General features: G+C 61.7%; 15 protein-coding genes. 5 read left to right on the top strand and 10 right to left on the bottom strand.

All coding sequences use genetic code 11. The annotated features are described in order from the left end of the window. Positions 1-5: 5 nt before the first annotated feature. The 5 genes from KK137_RS05400 (at position 6) to hflX (ending at position 7,162) form a co-directional block, all read left to right on the top strand. On the top strand, positions 6-1,415 hold the full coding sequence (locus KK137_RS05400) for a sigma-54-dependent transcriptional regulator (protein WP_214535122.1): 1,410 nt from the start codon (positions 6-8) through the stop codon (positions 1,413-1,415). 134 nt (positions 1,416-1,549) lie between these two features. Continuing rightward, positions 1,550-3,706 (top strand): sensor histidine kinase, encoded by a 2,157-nt coding sequence (locus KK137_RS05395; RefSeq protein WP_250893593.1) that lies wholly within the window; start codon positions 1,550-1,552, stop codon positions 3,704-3,706. A 22-nt stretch (positions 3,707-3,728) separates the two neighbouring features. Beyond that, complete coding sequence (ntrX, locus tag KK137_RS05390; protein ID WP_214535119.1) at positions 3,729-5,111, top strand: nitrogen assimilation response regulator NtrX; 1,383 nt, start codon at positions 3,729-3,731, stop codon at positions 5,109-5,111. 140 nt (positions 5,112-5,251) lie between these two features. Beyond that, positions 5,252-5,812 (top strand): RNA chaperone Hfq, encoded by a 561-nt coding sequence (gene hfq / locus KK137_RS05385; RefSeq protein ID WP_214535117.1) that lies wholly within the window; start codon positions 5,252-5,254, stop codon positions 5,810-5,812. Between the two features lie 27 nt (positions 5,813-5,839). Continuing rightward, entirely contained in the window at positions 5,840-7,162 is a 1,323-nt protein-coding gene (hflX, locus tag KK137_RS05380; protein WP_338028025.1) for a GTPase HflX, read from the top strand. Positions 7,163-7,252: 90 nt separating this feature from the next. On the opposite strand, the gene mazG is transcribed toward hflX, so the two are convergent. From mazG to KK137_RS05330, 10 genes are all read right to left on the bottom strand, one after another. Further along, the gene (gene mazG, locus KK137_RS05375) at positions 7,253-8,011 is read right to left on the bottom strand and encodes a nucleoside triphosphate pyrophosphohydrolase (protein ID WP_214535114.1); all 759 of its coding nucleotides are present in this window, start codon (positions 8,009-8,011) and stop codon (positions 7,253-7,255) included. Positions 8,012-8,063: 52 nt separating this feature from the next. Beyond that, positions 8,064-8,234, bottom strand: a complete 171-nt coding sequence (locus KK137_RS05370; protein ID WP_214535112.1) for a hypothetical protein — start codon at positions 8,232-8,234, stop codon at positions 8,064-8,066. Then, entirely contained in the window at positions 8,231-8,998 is a 768-nt protein-coding gene (locus KK137_RS05365; protein WP_214535111.1) for an MBL fold metallo-hydrolase, read from the bottom strand. The genes KK137_RS05370 and KK137_RS05365 overlap by 4 nt, the downstream gene beginning before the upstream one ends. Next, complete coding sequence (locus tag KK137_RS05360) at positions 8,995-9,771, bottom strand: TatD family hydrolase (RefSeq protein ID WP_214535110.1); 777 nt, start codon at positions 9,769-9,771, stop codon at positions 8,995-8,997. The genes KK137_RS05365 and KK137_RS05360 overlap by 4 nt, the downstream gene beginning before the upstream one ends. Further along, complete coding sequence (gene metG, locus KK137_RS05355) at positions 9,771-11,321, bottom strand: methionine--tRNA ligase (protein ID WP_214535109.1); 1,551 nt, start codon at positions 11,319-11,321, stop codon at positions 9,771-9,773. Before metG ends, KK137_RS05360 begins: the two co-directional genes overlap by 1 nt. Continuing rightward, positions 11,314-12,276, bottom strand: a complete 963-nt coding sequence (locus KK137_RS05350) for an AAA family ATPase (protein WP_214535108.1) — start codon at positions 12,274-12,276, stop codon at positions 11,314-11,316. The genes metG and KK137_RS05350 overlap by 8 nt, the downstream gene beginning before the upstream one ends. Then, positions 12,273-12,911: a dTMP kinase gene (gene tmk / locus KK137_RS05345; RefSeq protein WP_214535107.1), complete on the bottom strand. Its 639-nt coding sequence runs from the start codon at positions 12,909-12,911 to the stop codon at positions 12,273-12,275. The genes KK137_RS05350 and tmk overlap by 4 nt, the downstream gene beginning before the upstream one ends. Beyond that, positions 12,908-14,095 (bottom strand): D-alanyl-D-alanine carboxypeptidase family protein, encoded by a 1,188-nt coding sequence (locus KK137_RS05340; protein ID WP_250893591.1) that lies wholly within the window; start codon positions 14,093-14,095, stop codon positions 12,908-12,910. Before KK137_RS05340 ends, tmk begins: the two co-directional genes overlap by 4 nt. A gap of 149 nt (positions 14,096-14,244) precedes the next feature. Then, positions 14,245-15,267 carry a lytic murein transglycosylase gene (locus KK137_RS05335; protein WP_214535106.1) on the bottom strand — a complete coding sequence of 341 codons (1,023 nt, stop codon included), beginning with the start codon at positions 15,265-15,267 and terminating at the stop codon, positions 14,245-14,247. Between the two features lie 96 nt (positions 15,268-15,363). Then, entirely contained in the window at positions 15,364-16,260 is an 897-nt protein-coding gene (locus KK137_RS05330; protein ID WP_214535105.1) for a DUF8021 domain-containing protein, read from the bottom strand. Positions 16,261-16,290: the final 30 nt, after the last annotated feature.

The raw sequence follows: 16,290 nt of genomic DNA, 5'->3' as shown, positions 1-16,290 counted from the left end.
AGAGCATGGCGAGACGCGCCCTGCTGGTCGAAGACGACGTATCGATCGCCACGGTCATTACGGCGGCACTCGAGGCCGAGGCTTTCACCGTGGACCGCTGCGACAGCATCGCCGGCCGCGACAAATTGCTGGGCAAGGGTAGCTACGAGGTCATGCTGACCGATGTTGTCCTGACCGATGGCGACGGGATCGAAACGCTGGGTGAAGTTCACCGCGCCTACCCAGAAATGCCCGTCATAATCCTGTCGGCACAGAACACTCTCGATACTGCGGTCCGCGCCACGGATACGGGCGCGTTCGAGTATTTCCCCAAACCGTTCGACCTGGATGAACTGGTCCGCGCCGCCTGCCAGGCCGCTGACGCGCGCGGAAGCAGCGGCCCCAGCGGGGACGAGGCAGGGGAGGGCTTGCCGTTAATAGGCCGCAGCCAGGCGATGCAGGACGTCTATCGCATGATCACCCGCGTGCTGCGGAATGATCTCACCGTGTTGATCCTCGGCGAATCCGGCACTGGCAAGGAACTCGTGGCCGAGGCGATCCACGAGCTTGGTTCCCGACGGACCGGGCCGTTCGTGGCGGTCAACACCGCAGCAATTCCGCGCGAACTGATCGAGAGCGAGCTCTTCGGGCACGAGAAGGGTGCCTTCACCGGCGCCGTCAATCGGTCCATCGGCAAATTCGAGCAGGCCAACGGCGGGACGCTGTTCCTTGACGAAATCGGCGACATGCCCCCCGAAGCACAGACTCGGCTGTTGCGCGCGCTGCAGTCGGGCAGAATCCGCCGCGTCGGTGGGCGCGAAGAGATCGCTATCGACGTGCGCATTATCTCGGCGACCAATCGCGACCTCGTGCCGATGATCTCTGCAGGCAGCTTCCGCGAGGATCTCTACTATCGCCTCAATGTGGTGCCGATCGACCTACCGCCGTTGCGAGAGCGCAAGGGCGACGTCGAACCCCTGGCGCGCCACTTTCTCCGCCAGGCCGCGGAGGAGGGACTCCCGGCGCGTCGCCTGTCAAAAGAAGCGGCCAACCTGCTCGAGGCGCAACCTTGGCGAGGCAATGTAAGGGAATTGCGCAACTTCGTGTTTCGCGCGGCGCTCCTTTCGCGTGAAGAGGAGCTGGACACGGCTATCGTTCGTCAACTGCTGGCAGATCGGCCCACGGCCGAGCCCACTCGGGAGGCTAGCTTCGACAGCGCGCTCGCGTCTTGGCTGACGCGCGGCAAGCCGGCACCCGGGGCGCTCTATCACGAGGCCCTCGCAGCGTTCGAGGTCCCCTTGTTCGAACACGCGCTGCTGGAAACGGGTGGCAACCAGCTACGGGCGGCACAATTGCTGGGAATCAACCGCAACACGCTCCGAAAGCGGCTCGACGACCTGCAAATCGATCCGGAACGCTTCTCACGCCGGGGATAGGCTCTCGGTTCGGCGAAAAACCCCTTGCATTTTTGCAACAGGACCGTTGTAACTCTGCAACGATGGACGACCCCCCCGGTCCTGTAGCGGGCTCAGATAGGCCCATTCGCGTACCCCGTTGGTGGCGGCGTGGAATGGTTCACGCCCGGCGGGTGAACGTTTATCTTTGGCTTGAGGTCGTTTTCGGGGCGACATTGGTTGTCATGCTGGCGAGCTCCTGGCTGGCGCTCAATAGTTCTAACCAGGATCGACTCGTCCCCTCCGCTCAGGCCGCAGCGATGCTGGTTGGGTCGCTGATCCCGGCGATGGCGCTGCTGGTGCTGCTCGGGCGGCGCCTGGCGATCCGCAGGGCGGGCGACACCACCGCACGGCTTCACGTCAATCTGGTGTTCTTCTTTTCGCTGGTGGCGGCCGTCCCGACGCTGTTTGTCGCGGTCTTTGCCAGCGTGTTGTTCCAGTCCGGCGTGGGCTTCTGGTTCTCCGACGATTCACGGGGAATGCTCGAGAACGCCAATCGGCTGGCTCGCGGCTATTACGAGCAAAACCAGGAAGAAATCGGCAAGACCACGGTCGCCATGACCGAGGACCTGCGATACGTCCTGGGCAGGGTCGCCTTCAGCAGCGACGATTTTGTCGAGCAGTTCTATCTTCAGGTTCTGGCGCGCGAACTCAACGAAAGCGCGATCCTGCGGCTTCAGCCGAACGGCGAGTTGATCACCGAAGTGATCGCCGACCCAGACGAAGACAGCGCCCGGCAACGCATCTCGCCTGAGACACTGAAGCGCCTGTCGAGCGGCGAGCCCGTGGTGGTCACGGCTCGCCAGGACAGCATTGAGGCGGTTGCCCCCGTCGACTTAAAAGCCGGAATCTTTCTCTATGCAGAAAGGAACTTACGCGCCGATGCGATGAGCCAGTGGCAACAGGCAAGAACGGTTCTGAGGAATTACGAGGACTTCACCCGGCGCGCACGAGTGCTCCAGGTTCAGTTCAATCTCGCTCTGTTCGGCATGTCTCTGGCGCTTGTTGGCCTGGCGGTATGGTTCGCGCTTCGCTTTGCGGATCGGCAGGTCAAGCCGCTCACCCAGCTTGTGACAGCCGCCCGCGAGGTAGGTGCGGGCAACTATTCCCTAAGGGTCGCCGGGCGCACGGGTCCCGACGAGATCGGCCTGCTCAACCGCGCGTTCAATCGCATGACCGAACAGATCGAACGGCAGACCACAGCCCTGATGGGCGTCAATCGCCAGTTGGCCGAGCGCCGCGCCTTTACCGAGGCGGTCATCCAGTCGATCACGGCGGGAATTGTCTCGGTCGATACCGAAGGGCAAGTCGCCCTGATGAACAATTCGGCGCAAACCCTCTTGCTCGACCGCGTCGGCCCGATGCCGCTCGGCGTCAATCTCGCAGAAGTTGCGCCGCAGATCGCCACACTCCTGCGCAGTGGAGCCAGCAGTGGTGTCGTGCAGTACCGCAAGGGCGGCGAATTGCTGACGCTCGCGGTCAACATCGCCCCGACCTCAGATGGCCACGTGATCACCTTCGAGGACATTACGCGCCAATTGATCGATCAGCGCCAAGCCGCATGGTCGGATGTCGCGCGGCGTATCGCGCACGAAATCAAGAACCCGCTAACCCCGATCCAGCTCGCGACCGAACGCATCAAGCGTCGCTATCGCAAGCAGATAGAGCAGGACGGCGAGCTGTTCGAGGAACTGACCGGCACGATTATCCGTCAGGTCGGCGAGTTGCGCCGCATGGTGGACGAATTTTCCTCCTTTGCGCGCCTGCCCAAGCCGGTATTCCGACAGGAAGACGCTGTCGATCTCGTCCGCCAGGCTCTGTTTCTGCAAGAAGTCGGGCACCCGGAGATCGATTACGGGTTCTCGATGTCCGGTGAAATTCCTCCAATCGCTTGCGACAGGCACCAGTTCGGCCAGGCGATGACCAACGTACTCAAGAATGCCGCCGAAGCGATTGAGGCAAGAGCTCGCGATGCCGGGCCGGACTACCGCGGCCGGATTGCCGTCGCGGTAGAAGACGGCGAGCAGCAGGTGACGATCCGCGTCAGCGATAACGGTATCGGGCTCCCGCAAGGTGGCGAGCGCATCATGGAGCCCTACGTCACGACGCGCGAGAAAGGTACCGGCTTGGGCCTCGCGATCGTCAAGAAGATCGTCGAAGAGCATGGCGGTGAGTTGAACTTCTCCTCCGCTTCCGACGGAGGCACTTGCGCGACGCTTCGCTTCGCGCGCGACCCTATGGCGGCCGGCGCCAGAACCGAGGCGGCCGAGTGAGCCTGCAAATGGAGATGAACTGATGGCCCTCGACATCCTCGTAGTGGATGACGAACAGGATATTCGCGAACTGGTCGCGGGCGTATTGACCGACGAGGGATACGGATGCCGAACGGCCGGCGACAGCACCACCGCGCTGCGCATGGTCGACGAGTTGCGACCGAGCTTGGTTCTGCTCGACGTCTGGCTTCATGGCAGCCCGATGGACGGCCTCGAAGTTCTCGACGCGATCAAGGCGCGAGAGCCGCAGTTGCCGGTCATCATCTTTTCCGGCCATGGCAACATCGACACAGCCGTATCGGCTATCGGCCGGGGAGCGGTGGACTTCATCGAAAAGCCGTTCGAGGCCGAGCGCCTTCTACTTCTCGTCGCCCGGGCCACCGAAACCGAACGGTTGCAACGCGAAAACGCCCGGCTGCGGGAAGGGATAGCGCTGGCCGAAGAGTTCACTGGCAATTCCAGCGCGATCAACCAGGTTCGCGCTACGCTCAAGCGCGTCGCCAACACCGGCAGCCGCGTTCTGATCACTGGCCCTGCCGGCTCGGGCAAGGAAGTGGCCGCGCGCCTGCTCCATGCCTGGAGTCCCCGAGCCGATAAGGCCTTCGTCACCGTGAATTCGGCACGGATCACGCCTGAACGATTCGAACAGGAATTGTTCGGCGAAGAGGCCGACGGCAAGCTGGTCCGTGCCGGTCTTCTGGAGATGGCGGACGGTGGCACTCTCTACCTGGATGAAGTGGCTGACATGCCGATGAGCACGCAGGCCCGCATCCTTCGCGTGCTGACCGAACAGAGCTTCGTCAGAGCTGGCGGCAATCGTCAGATCAGGGTCGATGTGCGCGTTGTCTCATCGACCGCCCGCGACTTGGAAAAGGAGATCGGCGAGAAGCGGTTTAGGGAAGACCTGTTCTATCGCCTGAACGTAGTTCCAGTTGCCGTACCCTCGCTTTCGGAGCGGCGGGAAGACATTCCTGTCCTCGCGGAGCATTTCTTCACCCGGTACGCTCGCGAACAAGGACTCCCGGTTCCGGCGATATCGACCGAAGCGATGGCAGCCCTTCAGGCTTACGATTGGCCAGGCAACGTTCGCCAGCTTCGCAACGTCGTCGAACGCACCGTCATCCTGGCACCCCGCGACCGGATGGAGCGGATCGAGCCGGACATGCTTCCCGGAGAGATAACCGGCGGCTCGGCGGACAATGGCTCAGGTATCTCCACGCTGATGGGGGTCCCCTTGCGCGAGGCGCGAGAGAGTTTCGAGCGTGAATACCTGCGCATCCAGATCCGCCGATTTTCGGGGAACATCTCGAAGACCGCGGGTTTCATCGGGATGGAGCGCTCGGCGCTTCACCGCAAGCTGAAGCTCCTGGGAATGAGCGAGCGTCATGAAATTGAAAACGAGTGATAATACCTGTCACTAGGTGAAAGTTGGTATTTACGGGACGCCAAGCTCCCGCCTAGATTGAGTGAAACTTGTCGGCAGCGCTTCGTGCGAAGGCCAGAACGTGGACCGCAAAGCGGCCACCAACAAAAGGAGTCAGTTGAATGGCCAAGGAAAAGCTGAGTGCGCGACCGCGACCTGTACCGGAACCGGCGCCCGCCCCAGCAGCAACCGGAATGAGGCCGGCCAATCTCCAGGACCAGTTCCTCAACAACCTCCGGCGGGAAAAGACACCCGTGACCATGTTCCTGGTCAAGGGCGTCAAGCTCCAGGGCATCGTCACTTGGTTCGACAACTTTTCTATCCTGCTCCGCCGGGATGGCCAGTCGCAGCTGGTATACAAGCATGCCATTTCGACCATCATGCCCGGCCAGCCCGTCGACGCATCCCAATTCGAGGCGTCGGGTGACGGAGGGCGCAAACAGCGCCTGCTGCAAGACGTTTTCCTGTCGCGCGTCCGCGATGCCGGCGTCCAGGTCACGATGTTCCTGGTCAACGGGGTGATGTTGCAGGGACGGATCGCCGCTTACGATTTGTTCTGCATGTTGCTCGAACGCGAAGGTTATGTGCAACTCGCCTACAAGCACGCGGTTTCCACCATTCAGCCAGCGGCGCCGGTCGACCTTACGACCGATTTTGACGGCGACGAAGATTCGGAGGCCTAGGCCAGACGGCCTGGGACACACTCACTGATTGTCGATGACGAGTTCGAAGGCGAAGTAACCCGCGGGGCGCGGGCCTTGGTTGTATGTCCGGACATTCGCCGCCGAGGACGCCAGGCGGAGGATCCGGAGGCCCGCCTCGAAGAGGCCAGAGGGCTGGCGATGGCGATCGGAATCGTCGTCGTCGAGGCTTTCACCGTTCCCGTGCGCGATGTGCGGGCTGGAACGTTGTTCGGCGAAGGCCAGATCGATCGCATCGCCACCGCGTGCGAGCAGGATCAGGCCGAACTGGTGATTATCGACGGGGCGCTCTCGGCCATCCAGCAACGCAACCTCGAGGAACGGCTCAAGCGCAAGGTCATCGACAGAACCGGCTTGATCCTCGAAATCTTCGGAGAGCGCGCGGCTACTGCCGAAGGTCGACTGCAAGTCGAGTTGGCGCATCTCGACTATCAGCAAAGCCGTCTGGTTCGCAGTTGGACTCACCTAGAACGGCAACGCGGCGGTTTCGGATTCCTGGGCGGTCCGGGTGAAACGCAGATCGAGGCCGATCGACGCTTGATCCGCGCTCGCATGGGCAAACTGCGCCGGGACCTTGAGCAGGTTCGCAAGACCCGCGCCCTCCATCGCGAACGAAGGGGTAGGGCACCCTGGCCGGTGATCGCGCTTGTAGGCTATACCAACGCCGGAAAGTCGACACTTTTCAATCGGATGACCGGGGCTGACGTCATGGCGGAGGATTTGCTCTTCGCCACTTTGGACCCAGCCATGCGCGCGGTTCGACTGCCCGGTATCGACAAGGCAATTCTGTCGGACACAGTGGGCTTTATCTCCGACCTTCCAACGCAGCTCGTTGCCGCATTTCGCGCCACGCTTGAGGAGGTCACCGCCGCAGACTTGATTGTTCATGTGCGCGACATGGCCAATCCGGACAACTCGGCCCAAAAGGGACAGGTGCTCCATGTCCTCGAGGAATTGGGCGTCATCGGCGCCGAGGAAAACGGGGAAGGGGGCGGCATCCCCATTCTCGAGGCGTGGAACAAGCTCGACCTGCTTGACGCGCACCAGCGCGACGACTTGCTGGATGCGGCCGAGGAAAACCCCGATGTGGTGTTGATCTCGGCGCACACAGGGGAAGGGGTTGAAGCCCTTGAAGCGCGCGTGGCCTCGCTCTTGACCGAAGGTCACCGCAGGTACCGCGTCGAACTGCCCTTGTCCGATGGGGCCGGTGCGGCCTGGCTGCATCAAAACGGCGAAGTCCTCGAACACGGTATCGAAGGCGATCAAGCCTGGTACGAGGTCCGGCTTTCACCGGGTGACATGGACCGCTTCAGAGCGCGCGAGCGGGCGTGACAGCCTCAGACAGCGGATACGAGGCCTAGTGTAATTTTTCCGCGAGGCCAGGAAGGCGGGGCCAAACCTGGGCCGAGCGGCATCCAGCAGTCAGTCGCGCTTTTCCTCCCGCTTCACCTGTTGCCAGAGCGCTTCCTGCCGATCGAGATCGAGTTCGGCGAACCTGCCATTGGCCAACAATTCCATGGCCCGATATCGCCGCTCGAACTTCGCATTGGCCGAACGCAGAGCTTCCTCGGCCGAGATTCCATAGGCACGTACCAGGTTGACCGCGGCGAAGAGCAAATCACCCGCTTCTTCAACCTGTGTCTCGGCCGATGCGTCGCGCAGTTCTTCGATCTCCTCGTTCAGTTTCCCTGCAGGACCTTCCGGATCCGGCCAGTCGAAGCCTTGGGAAGCGGCGCGCTTCTGTAGCTTCTCGGCCCGAAGCAAGGCGGGCAAGGCCAGTGCCACCCCATCAAGCGCGCTGTCCGCGCCCTTGTGCGCGCGTTCTGCGGCCTTCAGCGCCTCCCAACCAGGGCGCTTCGCGTCCGCGGACGCCACCTCAAATATATGCGGATGGCGCGCTTCCATCTTGTCGGAGATCGCGCGAGCTACATCCTCGAACGCAAACAGACCGGCTTCCTCTGCAATGCGCGCATGGAATACGACCTGCAGCAGCAAGTCACCGAGCTCACCCGGCAGTTCCTCTATATCGTCTCGCGCAATCACATCGGCAACTTCATAGGCCTCTTCAATCGTATAAGGTGCGATTGTCGAAAAGGTCTGAGCGACGTCCCATTCACAGCCGTGCTCCGGATCGCGGAGCTGGGCCATAATGGAGAGTAGGCGGTTGAGCTGGTCTGACATGTTGGGATGATAATATATATTATGTTAAATAGGAATTGCGGCGGTCACGGGGTCAGCGCCCTATCGCCGAAAAGAACGCCGCGACCAGCAGGACGATCGAACCCCAAGCCAAAGCCATGACTATGGTTTTCTTCGCGCCTATGCGATGCGCGCGATAGGAACCGGCGGCAAGCACGAGCCAGCCAACTAGCGCGATCATGGAAACCCAGGCGTACGCGTTCATGCGACAAGCTCCATGCCATCGTATCCCACCAGCACGCCTGGCGGGACTTCCCGGGAGAGTTCGGCATAGTCCATGCTCTTATCGAGATGAGTCAAAACGGCCGTTTTGGCTCCGGACAATTCCACAAGCTTTAGCGCGGTGCCCAAGCCCGCATGGGTCGGATGGGGTTCACGGCGAAGGCAGTCGGTTACCAGGATGTCGATACCGTAAAACAGGTCCACCATCTCGCTGGTAATCTCCGCGAAGTCCGTCGCATAACCGATTGATTTACCGTCAGCTTCGAACCGAAATCCGGTACTCGTAATGGGACCGTGCGGCATTTCTACCGAGCCGACAGCAAAACCCTGGTGGATCTTTACCAGCTCGAGTGTCTCCAGTTGGACTATGGTCGGATACCCGTCGCGACCGGAAAAGACGTAACCAAATCGCTGGCGCAGACGACGAGCGGTATCGCCAGAGGCGAAGCCCGGCAACGGCGCGCTCCGGTGAAAACGCATCGGGCGCAAGTCATCGATACCGTGGCAATGGTCTGCGTGGTCGTGAGTCCAGAAAACGGCGTCGACCTTGTCGATATTGTTGCTCAACAACTGCTGACGGAGATCCGGCGAAGTATCGACGAGCAACCGCGCGCCCTCGTTGCTTTCCACCACGATGGAAACGCGGGTCCGCCGGTTTTTCGGCTCGTTGGGGTCGCATTCACCCCAATCGTTGCCAATGCGCGGAACGCCGGTCGAGGTTCCGGATCCGAGCACCAGGAGCTTCACGGCGCAGCCTTGCTGAACAGGGCGTAAAAGTTGCGAGTCGTGTTGCTCGCAAGCTCCTCAAGGCTTTCGCCACGCAGTCGCGCCACGAACTCGGCTGTATCGCGAACATAGGCGGGCTCGCACGGCCTCCCCCGATGGGGCACAGGCGCAAGGAAGGGACTGTCGGTTTCGACCAAGATCCTGTCCGAGGGAATTTCAGCTGCAAATTCCTGCAGTTCGCGAGCGTTCTTGAACGTCACTATACCTGAGATTGAGATCGTCAGTCCCAGCTCCAACACCTTGCGCCCGAATTCGGCCGACGCCGTGAAGCAGTGGATCAGAGCGGGGAAGGAGCCCTTCCCCAATTCGTCGGCCAGAATTGCCAGCGTGTCGGCTTCGGCATCGCGCGTATGAATGATGATGGGCAGACCTGTCTTCCGGGCCACCGCTATGTGGGTGCGGAACAGCTGTTGCTGCACAGCGCGGTCCGACTTGTCGTAATAGTAGTCGAGCCCGCTTTCCCCGATTCCGATGACTCGCGGATGGTTGGCTGCCTCAAGCAAGGCCCCCTCGCCAAGGTCGGAATGCTGATCGGCCTCATGCGGATGAATGCCGATGCTGGCCCACACGTCGGGCTCGCGCTCCGCAGTGGCAACGATCGCCTCCCATTCCCGCTGCCGGGTCGAGATATTGAGAAAGGCCCCAACTCCAGCCTCACGGGCCCTCTTGAGCGCGTCGGCCTGGTCTTCCACCAAGCCTTTGTAGTTGAGGTGGCAATGGCTATCGACCAACATCAGGCCGCAGCCTCTTCCGGGAGTTCGAGCCGCGGGAACACGGGAGTCGGATTGACTACGCGGATCGGCCCCATGGCAGGGTCGTTGGCAAGTGCCGCAAAGTTGCGTGCGTCTGCTGGAACAGACAATGCGTCCAGCATCTTGGCAGATGCTCTTGGGGTCACCGGCGAGATGGCGACGGCAAGATCGCGAATGCAGCCACATAGCGTGGCCAGAACCCGTTCCATGCGTGCCGGGTCAGTTTTGCGAAGTGCCCAGGGCGCCTGTTCGTCGACATAGGCATTGCAGGCGAAGACTGCCTGCATCCATGCCTCCAGCCCGGACGCGAAGGCCAAGGCTTCAAAGGCTGCGGGCAATTCTACCGAACAGGCGCGCGCAACCTTGTCTCGCAAAGCCCGGTCGGCCTCGATCACCGGGGCTTCGGCCGTGAAACCCCCGCCGCAGTTCTTGGCGATAAAGCTCATCACTCGTTGGGCCAGGTTACCGAAACTATTGGCGAGCTCGGCATTGTTACGGCTCACGATCGCCTCGTGCGACCAGGATCCGTCCTGTCCAAAGCTGAATTCGCGTAGCAGGAAATAGCGCAGAGTATCGACGCCGTAACGATCCGCCAGTTCGCCGGGATCGGTCACATTGCCGAGTGTCTTCGACTCCTTCACGCCCCGGTTGAGCAGGAATCCGTGAGCAAACACCGCCTTGGGCAACGGCAGGCCGGCGCTCATGAGGAACGCCGGCCAATAGACCGCGTGAAAACGGACGATGTCCTTGCCGATCAGGTGGAGGTTCGCCGGCCAGAACTTGCGGAACTCAGCCGTATCGTCTGGATAGCCAACGCCTGTCAGGTAATTGGTCAGCGCGTCGACCCAGACGTACATCACATGGTTTTCGTGTCCCGGAACCTTGACGCCCCAATCGAAGCTGGTGCGGCTGACCGAGAGGTCGCGCAGCCCCCCCTCGACGAAACGCTGAACCTCGTTACGGCGGGTTTCCGGCCGTACAAACTCAGGATCGGAGCGGTAGAGCTCCAGCAGGGGTTCCTGGTAACGCGAGAGTCGGAAGAACCAACTTTCTTCTACGGTCCATTCGACTGGCGTGCCTTGGGGTGAGAGTTTCTCACCTCCCTCCCCTTCGACCAGTTCGCTTTCGTCATAGTACGCCTCGTCACGGACCGAGTACCAACCTTCGTAACGATCTAGATAAAGGTCGCCACTGGCTTCCATCGCTTGCCAGAGCGCCTGGCTCGCGCGGTGGTGATCGGCTTCGCTCGTACGGAAGAATCGATCGTAAGTGATATCAAGCTTGTCGAACAGATCTCGGAAATAACTCGACATTTCGTCCGCAAGCTCACGCGGCGTGACACCCAGATCGCGAGCCTTCTGCGCCATCTTGAGGCCATGCTCGTCGGTGCCCGTCTGAAACCGGACCTCACGGCCGCGCAGCCGCTGGAAGCGGGCCATGACATCGGCCGCAATCGTTTCGTAGGCGTGCCCGATGTGCGGACGGCCGTTGGGATAATGGATTGCGGTAGTAAGATAGTAGGGCTCAACCATAGGCTGGCTCACTAGGGACGGCGACCGAGGCGAGCAAGGTGCCGATTTCCATCACCAGCAGTCCAGGATCGTAATTGTAGGTCGGAGCCTGGGCTCCGAGACGGACCAGTTCAGCGTGGACATCCGTCAACAGCGGGATCGAGTGTCGGGTCGCGCCGGCCATGCCCTCCGCAACGACCGCGCGGGCCAGGTCGATCACGGCCAACTGGCGCTTGCGGTCAGGGCGGGCCCCCAAAGTCTCCGCCAACTTGCCACGGCGCTCGAAGTTGGCGTCACCTTTCTCGGCAATCTCTCGCATAATGCGGTACATCGCGCCCAGATCGAGCTGCACGAATTCGAGTGCCGCCCCCGGCGAGCCAGCGGAGGCCGCGAGGGCCGCATCCCTCGTCGACTGGTCCGCCTCTGGCGCCTCGCGGGCAAGGATCGAATTTACTTGCTCGTTCGCGAGTTTGGGGAAAAGCAAAGTCCTGCATCGCGAGCGGATGGTCGGCAGAAGCCGACCGGGCCGATGCGCGATAAGCATGAAGAAGCTTCCGACTGGCGGTTCCTCCAAGCTTTTGAGCAAGGCGTTGGCAGCCCCCTTTTCAAGCTCGTCCGCAGGGTCGATTATAATGACCCTTCTGCTGCCCAGCGTTGGGCGAGTGGTGAGCCGCTGCTGCATCCCGCGGACTTGTTCGACCGAGATGTTGCGCTTGGTTTGGTAGGGCTTCCCCTCCTCTCGCTTCTTCTCGTCGTCGGAGGTTGCGGGGAGCGGTTCGAGCTGGATGATGTCGGGATGGCTACCGACTGGCTGAGCGGTTCCAGGCTCGGCTACCAGTTCGCGTGCGGCCTGAAGAGCAAAGGTGGCCTTCCCGAGCCCTCGAGGGCCCGCCAAAATCCACCCGTGGTGAAGACGCGGTCCCGCGGTCGCCGAACGCCATTCGCGCCACGGCTCCTCGTGCCCGGCCAAAGTCACCGGCTGCGATCCAGGAGCGGGGAAAGAGCCTGCATGACTTGCCGATGGGTCTCCTCAAGCGTGCCGTTCCCGTCGATCCGCGCAAATCTTCCAGATTCCGCGTCCGCGATACGAGCAAAGGCGGCACCGACATCGTCGTGGAAACTGGCGTCACGCCCTCCGATAGCATCAGCCATTCCGCGATCTCGCCTGTCCAAGCGAGCGGCCACTTCTTCAGGCAGGACTTCGATAAGATAGGTGAGGTCTGGCAGAAGGCCGCCCGATCCGATCCGGTGAAGGGTGAGGATGTCCTCGTCAGGCAGGCCCCCTCCCCCGCCCTGATAGGCGCGCGAGGAATCGAGAAACCGGTCGCACACGACCCAGGTACCAACCTCAAGCGCCGGACGGATCACCTGCTCGACATGATCGGCCCGCGCAGCCGCGAACAAGAGCGCTTCGGCTCGGGCCTGCCATCCACCCCCTGGAGGATGCAATAGCATCTCGCGAATGGCCTCGGCACCGGCGGTGCCGCCAGGTTCGCGCGTCTGGATCACTTCGAGGCCTTGTTCGCGCAGAGCATTGGCTAAAAGCTTCGCCTGGGTCGATTTGCCGGCCCCTTCACCGCCCTCGAATGCAATGAAGCGACCCCGCTTCACGTCGCCAGTCCCGCTATGCCGTTCACCAGGCGGCGAAACACACCAGCCTGTTCAACGTCCTCGGCGGCGACAAGCGGCACGTCGTGCGGTTGCTGCCCAGGCAACGTCACGCGCAGCCAGGCGACCTCCTGCCCAGCCTTGATCGGCGCTTCGATAGGCCCGCGATAGCGCACTGAGAGGGTCGCGGTCGCCTTGCTGCCATTCGGAACGCTGGCGAGTACCGGACCCTTTGTCTTAAGCTTGACCGCGTTGCTCGATCCGTTCTGAACCCGAGCTTCGCCCACGGTGACGTCGTCTGCAAGGATCTTGCGGCTCTCGAAAGCGCCGAAACCCCAGTTCATCAGATTTCGCGCGGTCGTATTGCGGATGTTGGGTGTCGGCGCCCCGGCGATGACCATGACCAGTCGTCGCCCGTCGCGCTGTGCGGAGCCGAGAAAGTTGTAGCCGGCCTGCCGAGTGAAACCCGTCTTGATGCCGTCCGCACCATCGACCACCCCGGTTATCGGATCGTGATTGGCTTGGGTAATGTCACGGTAGCTCATGCCGCGGTGACCGATATATTGATGATAAAGCCCAGGATAACGCGTGATCATCGCTTCGGCCAGAAGCGCAAGGTCGTGAGCGCTGGTATAGGTGCGTCCTTCGTCCGGCCACCCGTTGGGAGTGCCGAAATGCGTATCGCGCATGCCCAGTTCGGCAGCGTTCGCGTTCATCATCTTGAGCCAGGCGTCCTGCGTGCCTGCAGCAGCAAGCGACAGGACGACGGCTCCATCGTTTGCCGAAACCGTTGTCACGCCTAGCAGTAGCTGCCCCACAGTGACGACGTCGCCAGCCCTGAGGAACATCGACGAGCCTTCGCCGGACCACAATTCGGCCACTTCCTTGCTCACCGTGACCGGCATGTCCGACTTGAGCTTACCCTGCGCGAGCAGGCCAAAAGCCGTGTAGGCCGTCATCACCTTCGTGACCGAGGCCGGGACAAAGCGACGGTTCGGCTCGCGCGAATAGAGCGTTTGGCCGCTCGACATGTCGAACAGTAGGACGACCGGTATATCTTCATGCACCGGAGCCGCCACCGACGAAGTCAGCACCAAGGGAGAAGCGGGCTCGTCGAGCGAGGCCGCCGGGAACGCGGTGCAGACAAGCGCCGCACTTGCGATCAGTCGTAGAGTCGAGAGTTTCAAATGCGCTCCAACCGCCGGAACGGCAGGCGCCTTGCGCAATCAGCCGCTCATCTAGATTCGGGCGTTGCTATAACCCGCGGTCTCACCCTTGACGAGCGAGGCTTCGGCTTCTCCACGAAAGGTGACTGCATAACGCCCTCAATGCGACATCAGCGGGCAATCTCATCAGCTAGCAGCCCCACACTCATCGCGTAGTAGTTCGAGCAGTTGTATTCGAGGATCACGCGATAGTTCTGAGTGATGAGGTAGCTCGGCGCTGCCGGCCCATCGGGCTCGAACAGTGACGCCATGACGTCATCGCCTATCGGCGCCTGCGGAATGACGCCCAGTTCGCGCCACTCTCCCACGGTCTTCCATTGGCTGTGGCGAATATGGACGCGGGGGCAGATCGGCGAGACCATCCGGGTCTGGATCGAGGACCGATCCACGCTGTTCGGCGCATAGGCGCGCACGGCCCAGGGCTGTCCCCGCCGCCAACCGGCGTCACGGAAATAGTTAGCGATCGAGTGGAGTGTGTCTACTTCACTGGTCCAGATGTCCCGATCGCCATCGCCGTCGCCGTCGACTGCGAGCCGCAAATAGACACTAGGCAGGAACTGCGGATTCCCAAATGCCCCGGCCCAACTGCCGACCAAGGTCGACCGCGGAACTCCGGTGTCGGCAATTTTGAGGACGTCGATCAACTCGCGCTCGAAAAGCTCGCGCCTCCGCCCTTCCCAGGCCAGCGTGGCCAACGAGCGCACCAGGTCGAAGCTGCCGCGCACTGCACCGTAGCTGGTTTCATGGCCCCAAATGGCGATCACGATCGGCTCGGGAACGCCGTATCGTGCGGTTACGTCGGCAGCGTAAGGATACAGCCGCGCGTAAGCCCGTCGGCCCCCTTCGATCCGGGCGGTCGAGTTGTGGTCGCGGATATAAGGCGCGAGTGGCGGGAACGTGTTGCTCGTGGTCCCGCCTGAAACGTTGTCACGATCAAGGGCAATGACCCGCTCGTTCGGTGTCAGGCCATAGAGCATACTGATCGAACGCTCGCTCACCCCTTCCGCTCGCGCCTTGGCGGCGACTTGCTGCATGTAGCCTTCGAACGAGCTGTCCTGCGCACAGGCCGGCAAGGCCGCGATCAGGAGAGCCAGTGAGGCGGAAAGGACGGGGAGAAAACGACGCAGCACCATGGACCCATCTTGGCATGAGCCGGCCCACAAGGGAATCCCCAAAGGCGCGGCGCCGCGATGGAATGTTCCACCACGGCGCCGCGTTACGTCGTTGGCTTACTTGGATTTCACTACCGGCAGGTGATCGAGGTTCGGCCACATGTTGGGATTGCTCTTCACCATTTCAGCGAAGGGAGTGAACCCACAGTTATTGTCACCCTTGCAGTTGGTGATCGTGTGGATGAAGCGGATCTTTCCGTCCTCGATGCGGAATACGTGCGCATCGGGGCGCTTGTTCGGTCCCATCTTCAGGAATACCGCGACAGTGCCGTAGACGGGATCGATCACATACCGGCGTTCTGTCATATCGATGTTGTCGGGAACCCCGACATTGCAAGTGTCCTCGGCCGTTCCCTTGCCGGTGTAGACGCTGCCTTCCAGGCGGGCGCAAGGCGTTCCCCAAGGCACCTGCACGCTCTTGTCCTTGAACAGGTCGAGATAGGCGTCAGCGGCCGCCTTGATTTCCTCGCGCGTGTTGCGTCGGGCTTCGGGAATTTCGCTCCAATCTTCGCGCTGGGCATAATAGAGCGTCTTCTCCGCGTTGAAGAGCCAGTCGTCCTGATCAGCGACGATAACGTCGAAGCCGTTGATCGTCCCCCCACGGGAGTTGACGATTGTGGCCAACACGTAAGGGTGCTCGGGATTGGTGATGATGCTTTCCACATACACCGAGCAGCTCGCGGTGTCGTAGAACGCCCGGTCCCAGTCGACTTTTTGCGGCGTCGCGATCACGCCACCGTAGGTCATCGACGAGAGCTCGAAGTTCTCGTTGTAGTTCACCCACTCGCCCATCGGCCGCATGTGCATGATCGCCTGCCCGCTGGCCTGCGCGGCGCGGTACTGTTCGGCGACTTCCGTGAGACGTTCGCGGGTGCAGCCCGCCTGGGCTAATGCCGGGCTAGCGACGGTTACAGCAACTAGCGCTCCGAGCGCACCAACGACCAAACGCTTCATGATGATCTGGCTCCCCTCAATCCCTGCCAC

The organism is Croceibacterium selenioxidans (assembly GCF_018599195.1).
Classification (GTDB): Bacteria; Pseudomonadota; Alphaproteobacteria; order Sphingomonadales; family Sphingomonadaceae; genus Croceibacterium_A; species Croceibacterium_A selenioxidans.
Note: the sequence above shows the minus strand (reverse complement) of the source record. Positions and strands in the feature narration are given on the sequence as shown.

Coding starts and splice junctions, on each gene's coding strand:
- KK137_RS05400 (WP_214535122.1), top strand. CDS start 6: ATGGCGAGACGCGCCCTGCTGGTCGAAGACGACGTATCGATCGCCACG.
- KK137_RS05395 (WP_250893593.1), top strand. CDS start 1,550: ATGGTTCACGCCCGGCGGGTGAACGTTTATCTTTGGCTTGAGGTCGTT.
- ntrX (WP_214535119.1), top strand. CDS start 3,729: ATGGCCCTCGACATCCTCGTAGTGGATGACGAACAGGATATTCGCGAA.
- hfq (WP_214535117.1), top strand. CDS start 5,252: ATGGCCAAGGAAAAGCTGAGTGCGCGACCGCGACCTGTACCGGAACCG.
- mazG (WP_214535114.1), bottom strand. CDS start 8,011: ATGTCAGACCAGCTCAACCGCCTACTCTCCATTATGGCCCAGCTCCGC.
- KK137_RS05370 (WP_214535112.1), bottom strand. CDS start 8,234: ATGAACGCGTACGCCTGGGTTTCCATGATCGCGCTAGTTGGCTGGCTC.
- KK137_RS05360 (WP_214535110.1), bottom strand. CDS start 9,771: ATGTTGGTCGATAGCCATTGCCACCTCAACTACAAAGGCTTGGTGGAA.
- metG (WP_214535109.1), bottom strand. CDS start 11,321: ATGGTTGAGCCCTACTATCTTACTACCGCAATCCATTATCCCAACGGC.
- KK137_RS05335 (WP_214535106.1), bottom strand. CDS start 15,267: ATGGTGCTGCGTCGTTTTCTCCCCGTCCTTTCCGCCTCACTGGCTCTC.
- KK137_RS05330 (WP_214535105.1), bottom strand. CDS start 16,260: ATGAAGCGTTTGGTCGTTGGTGCGCTCGGAGCGCTAGTTGCTGTAACC.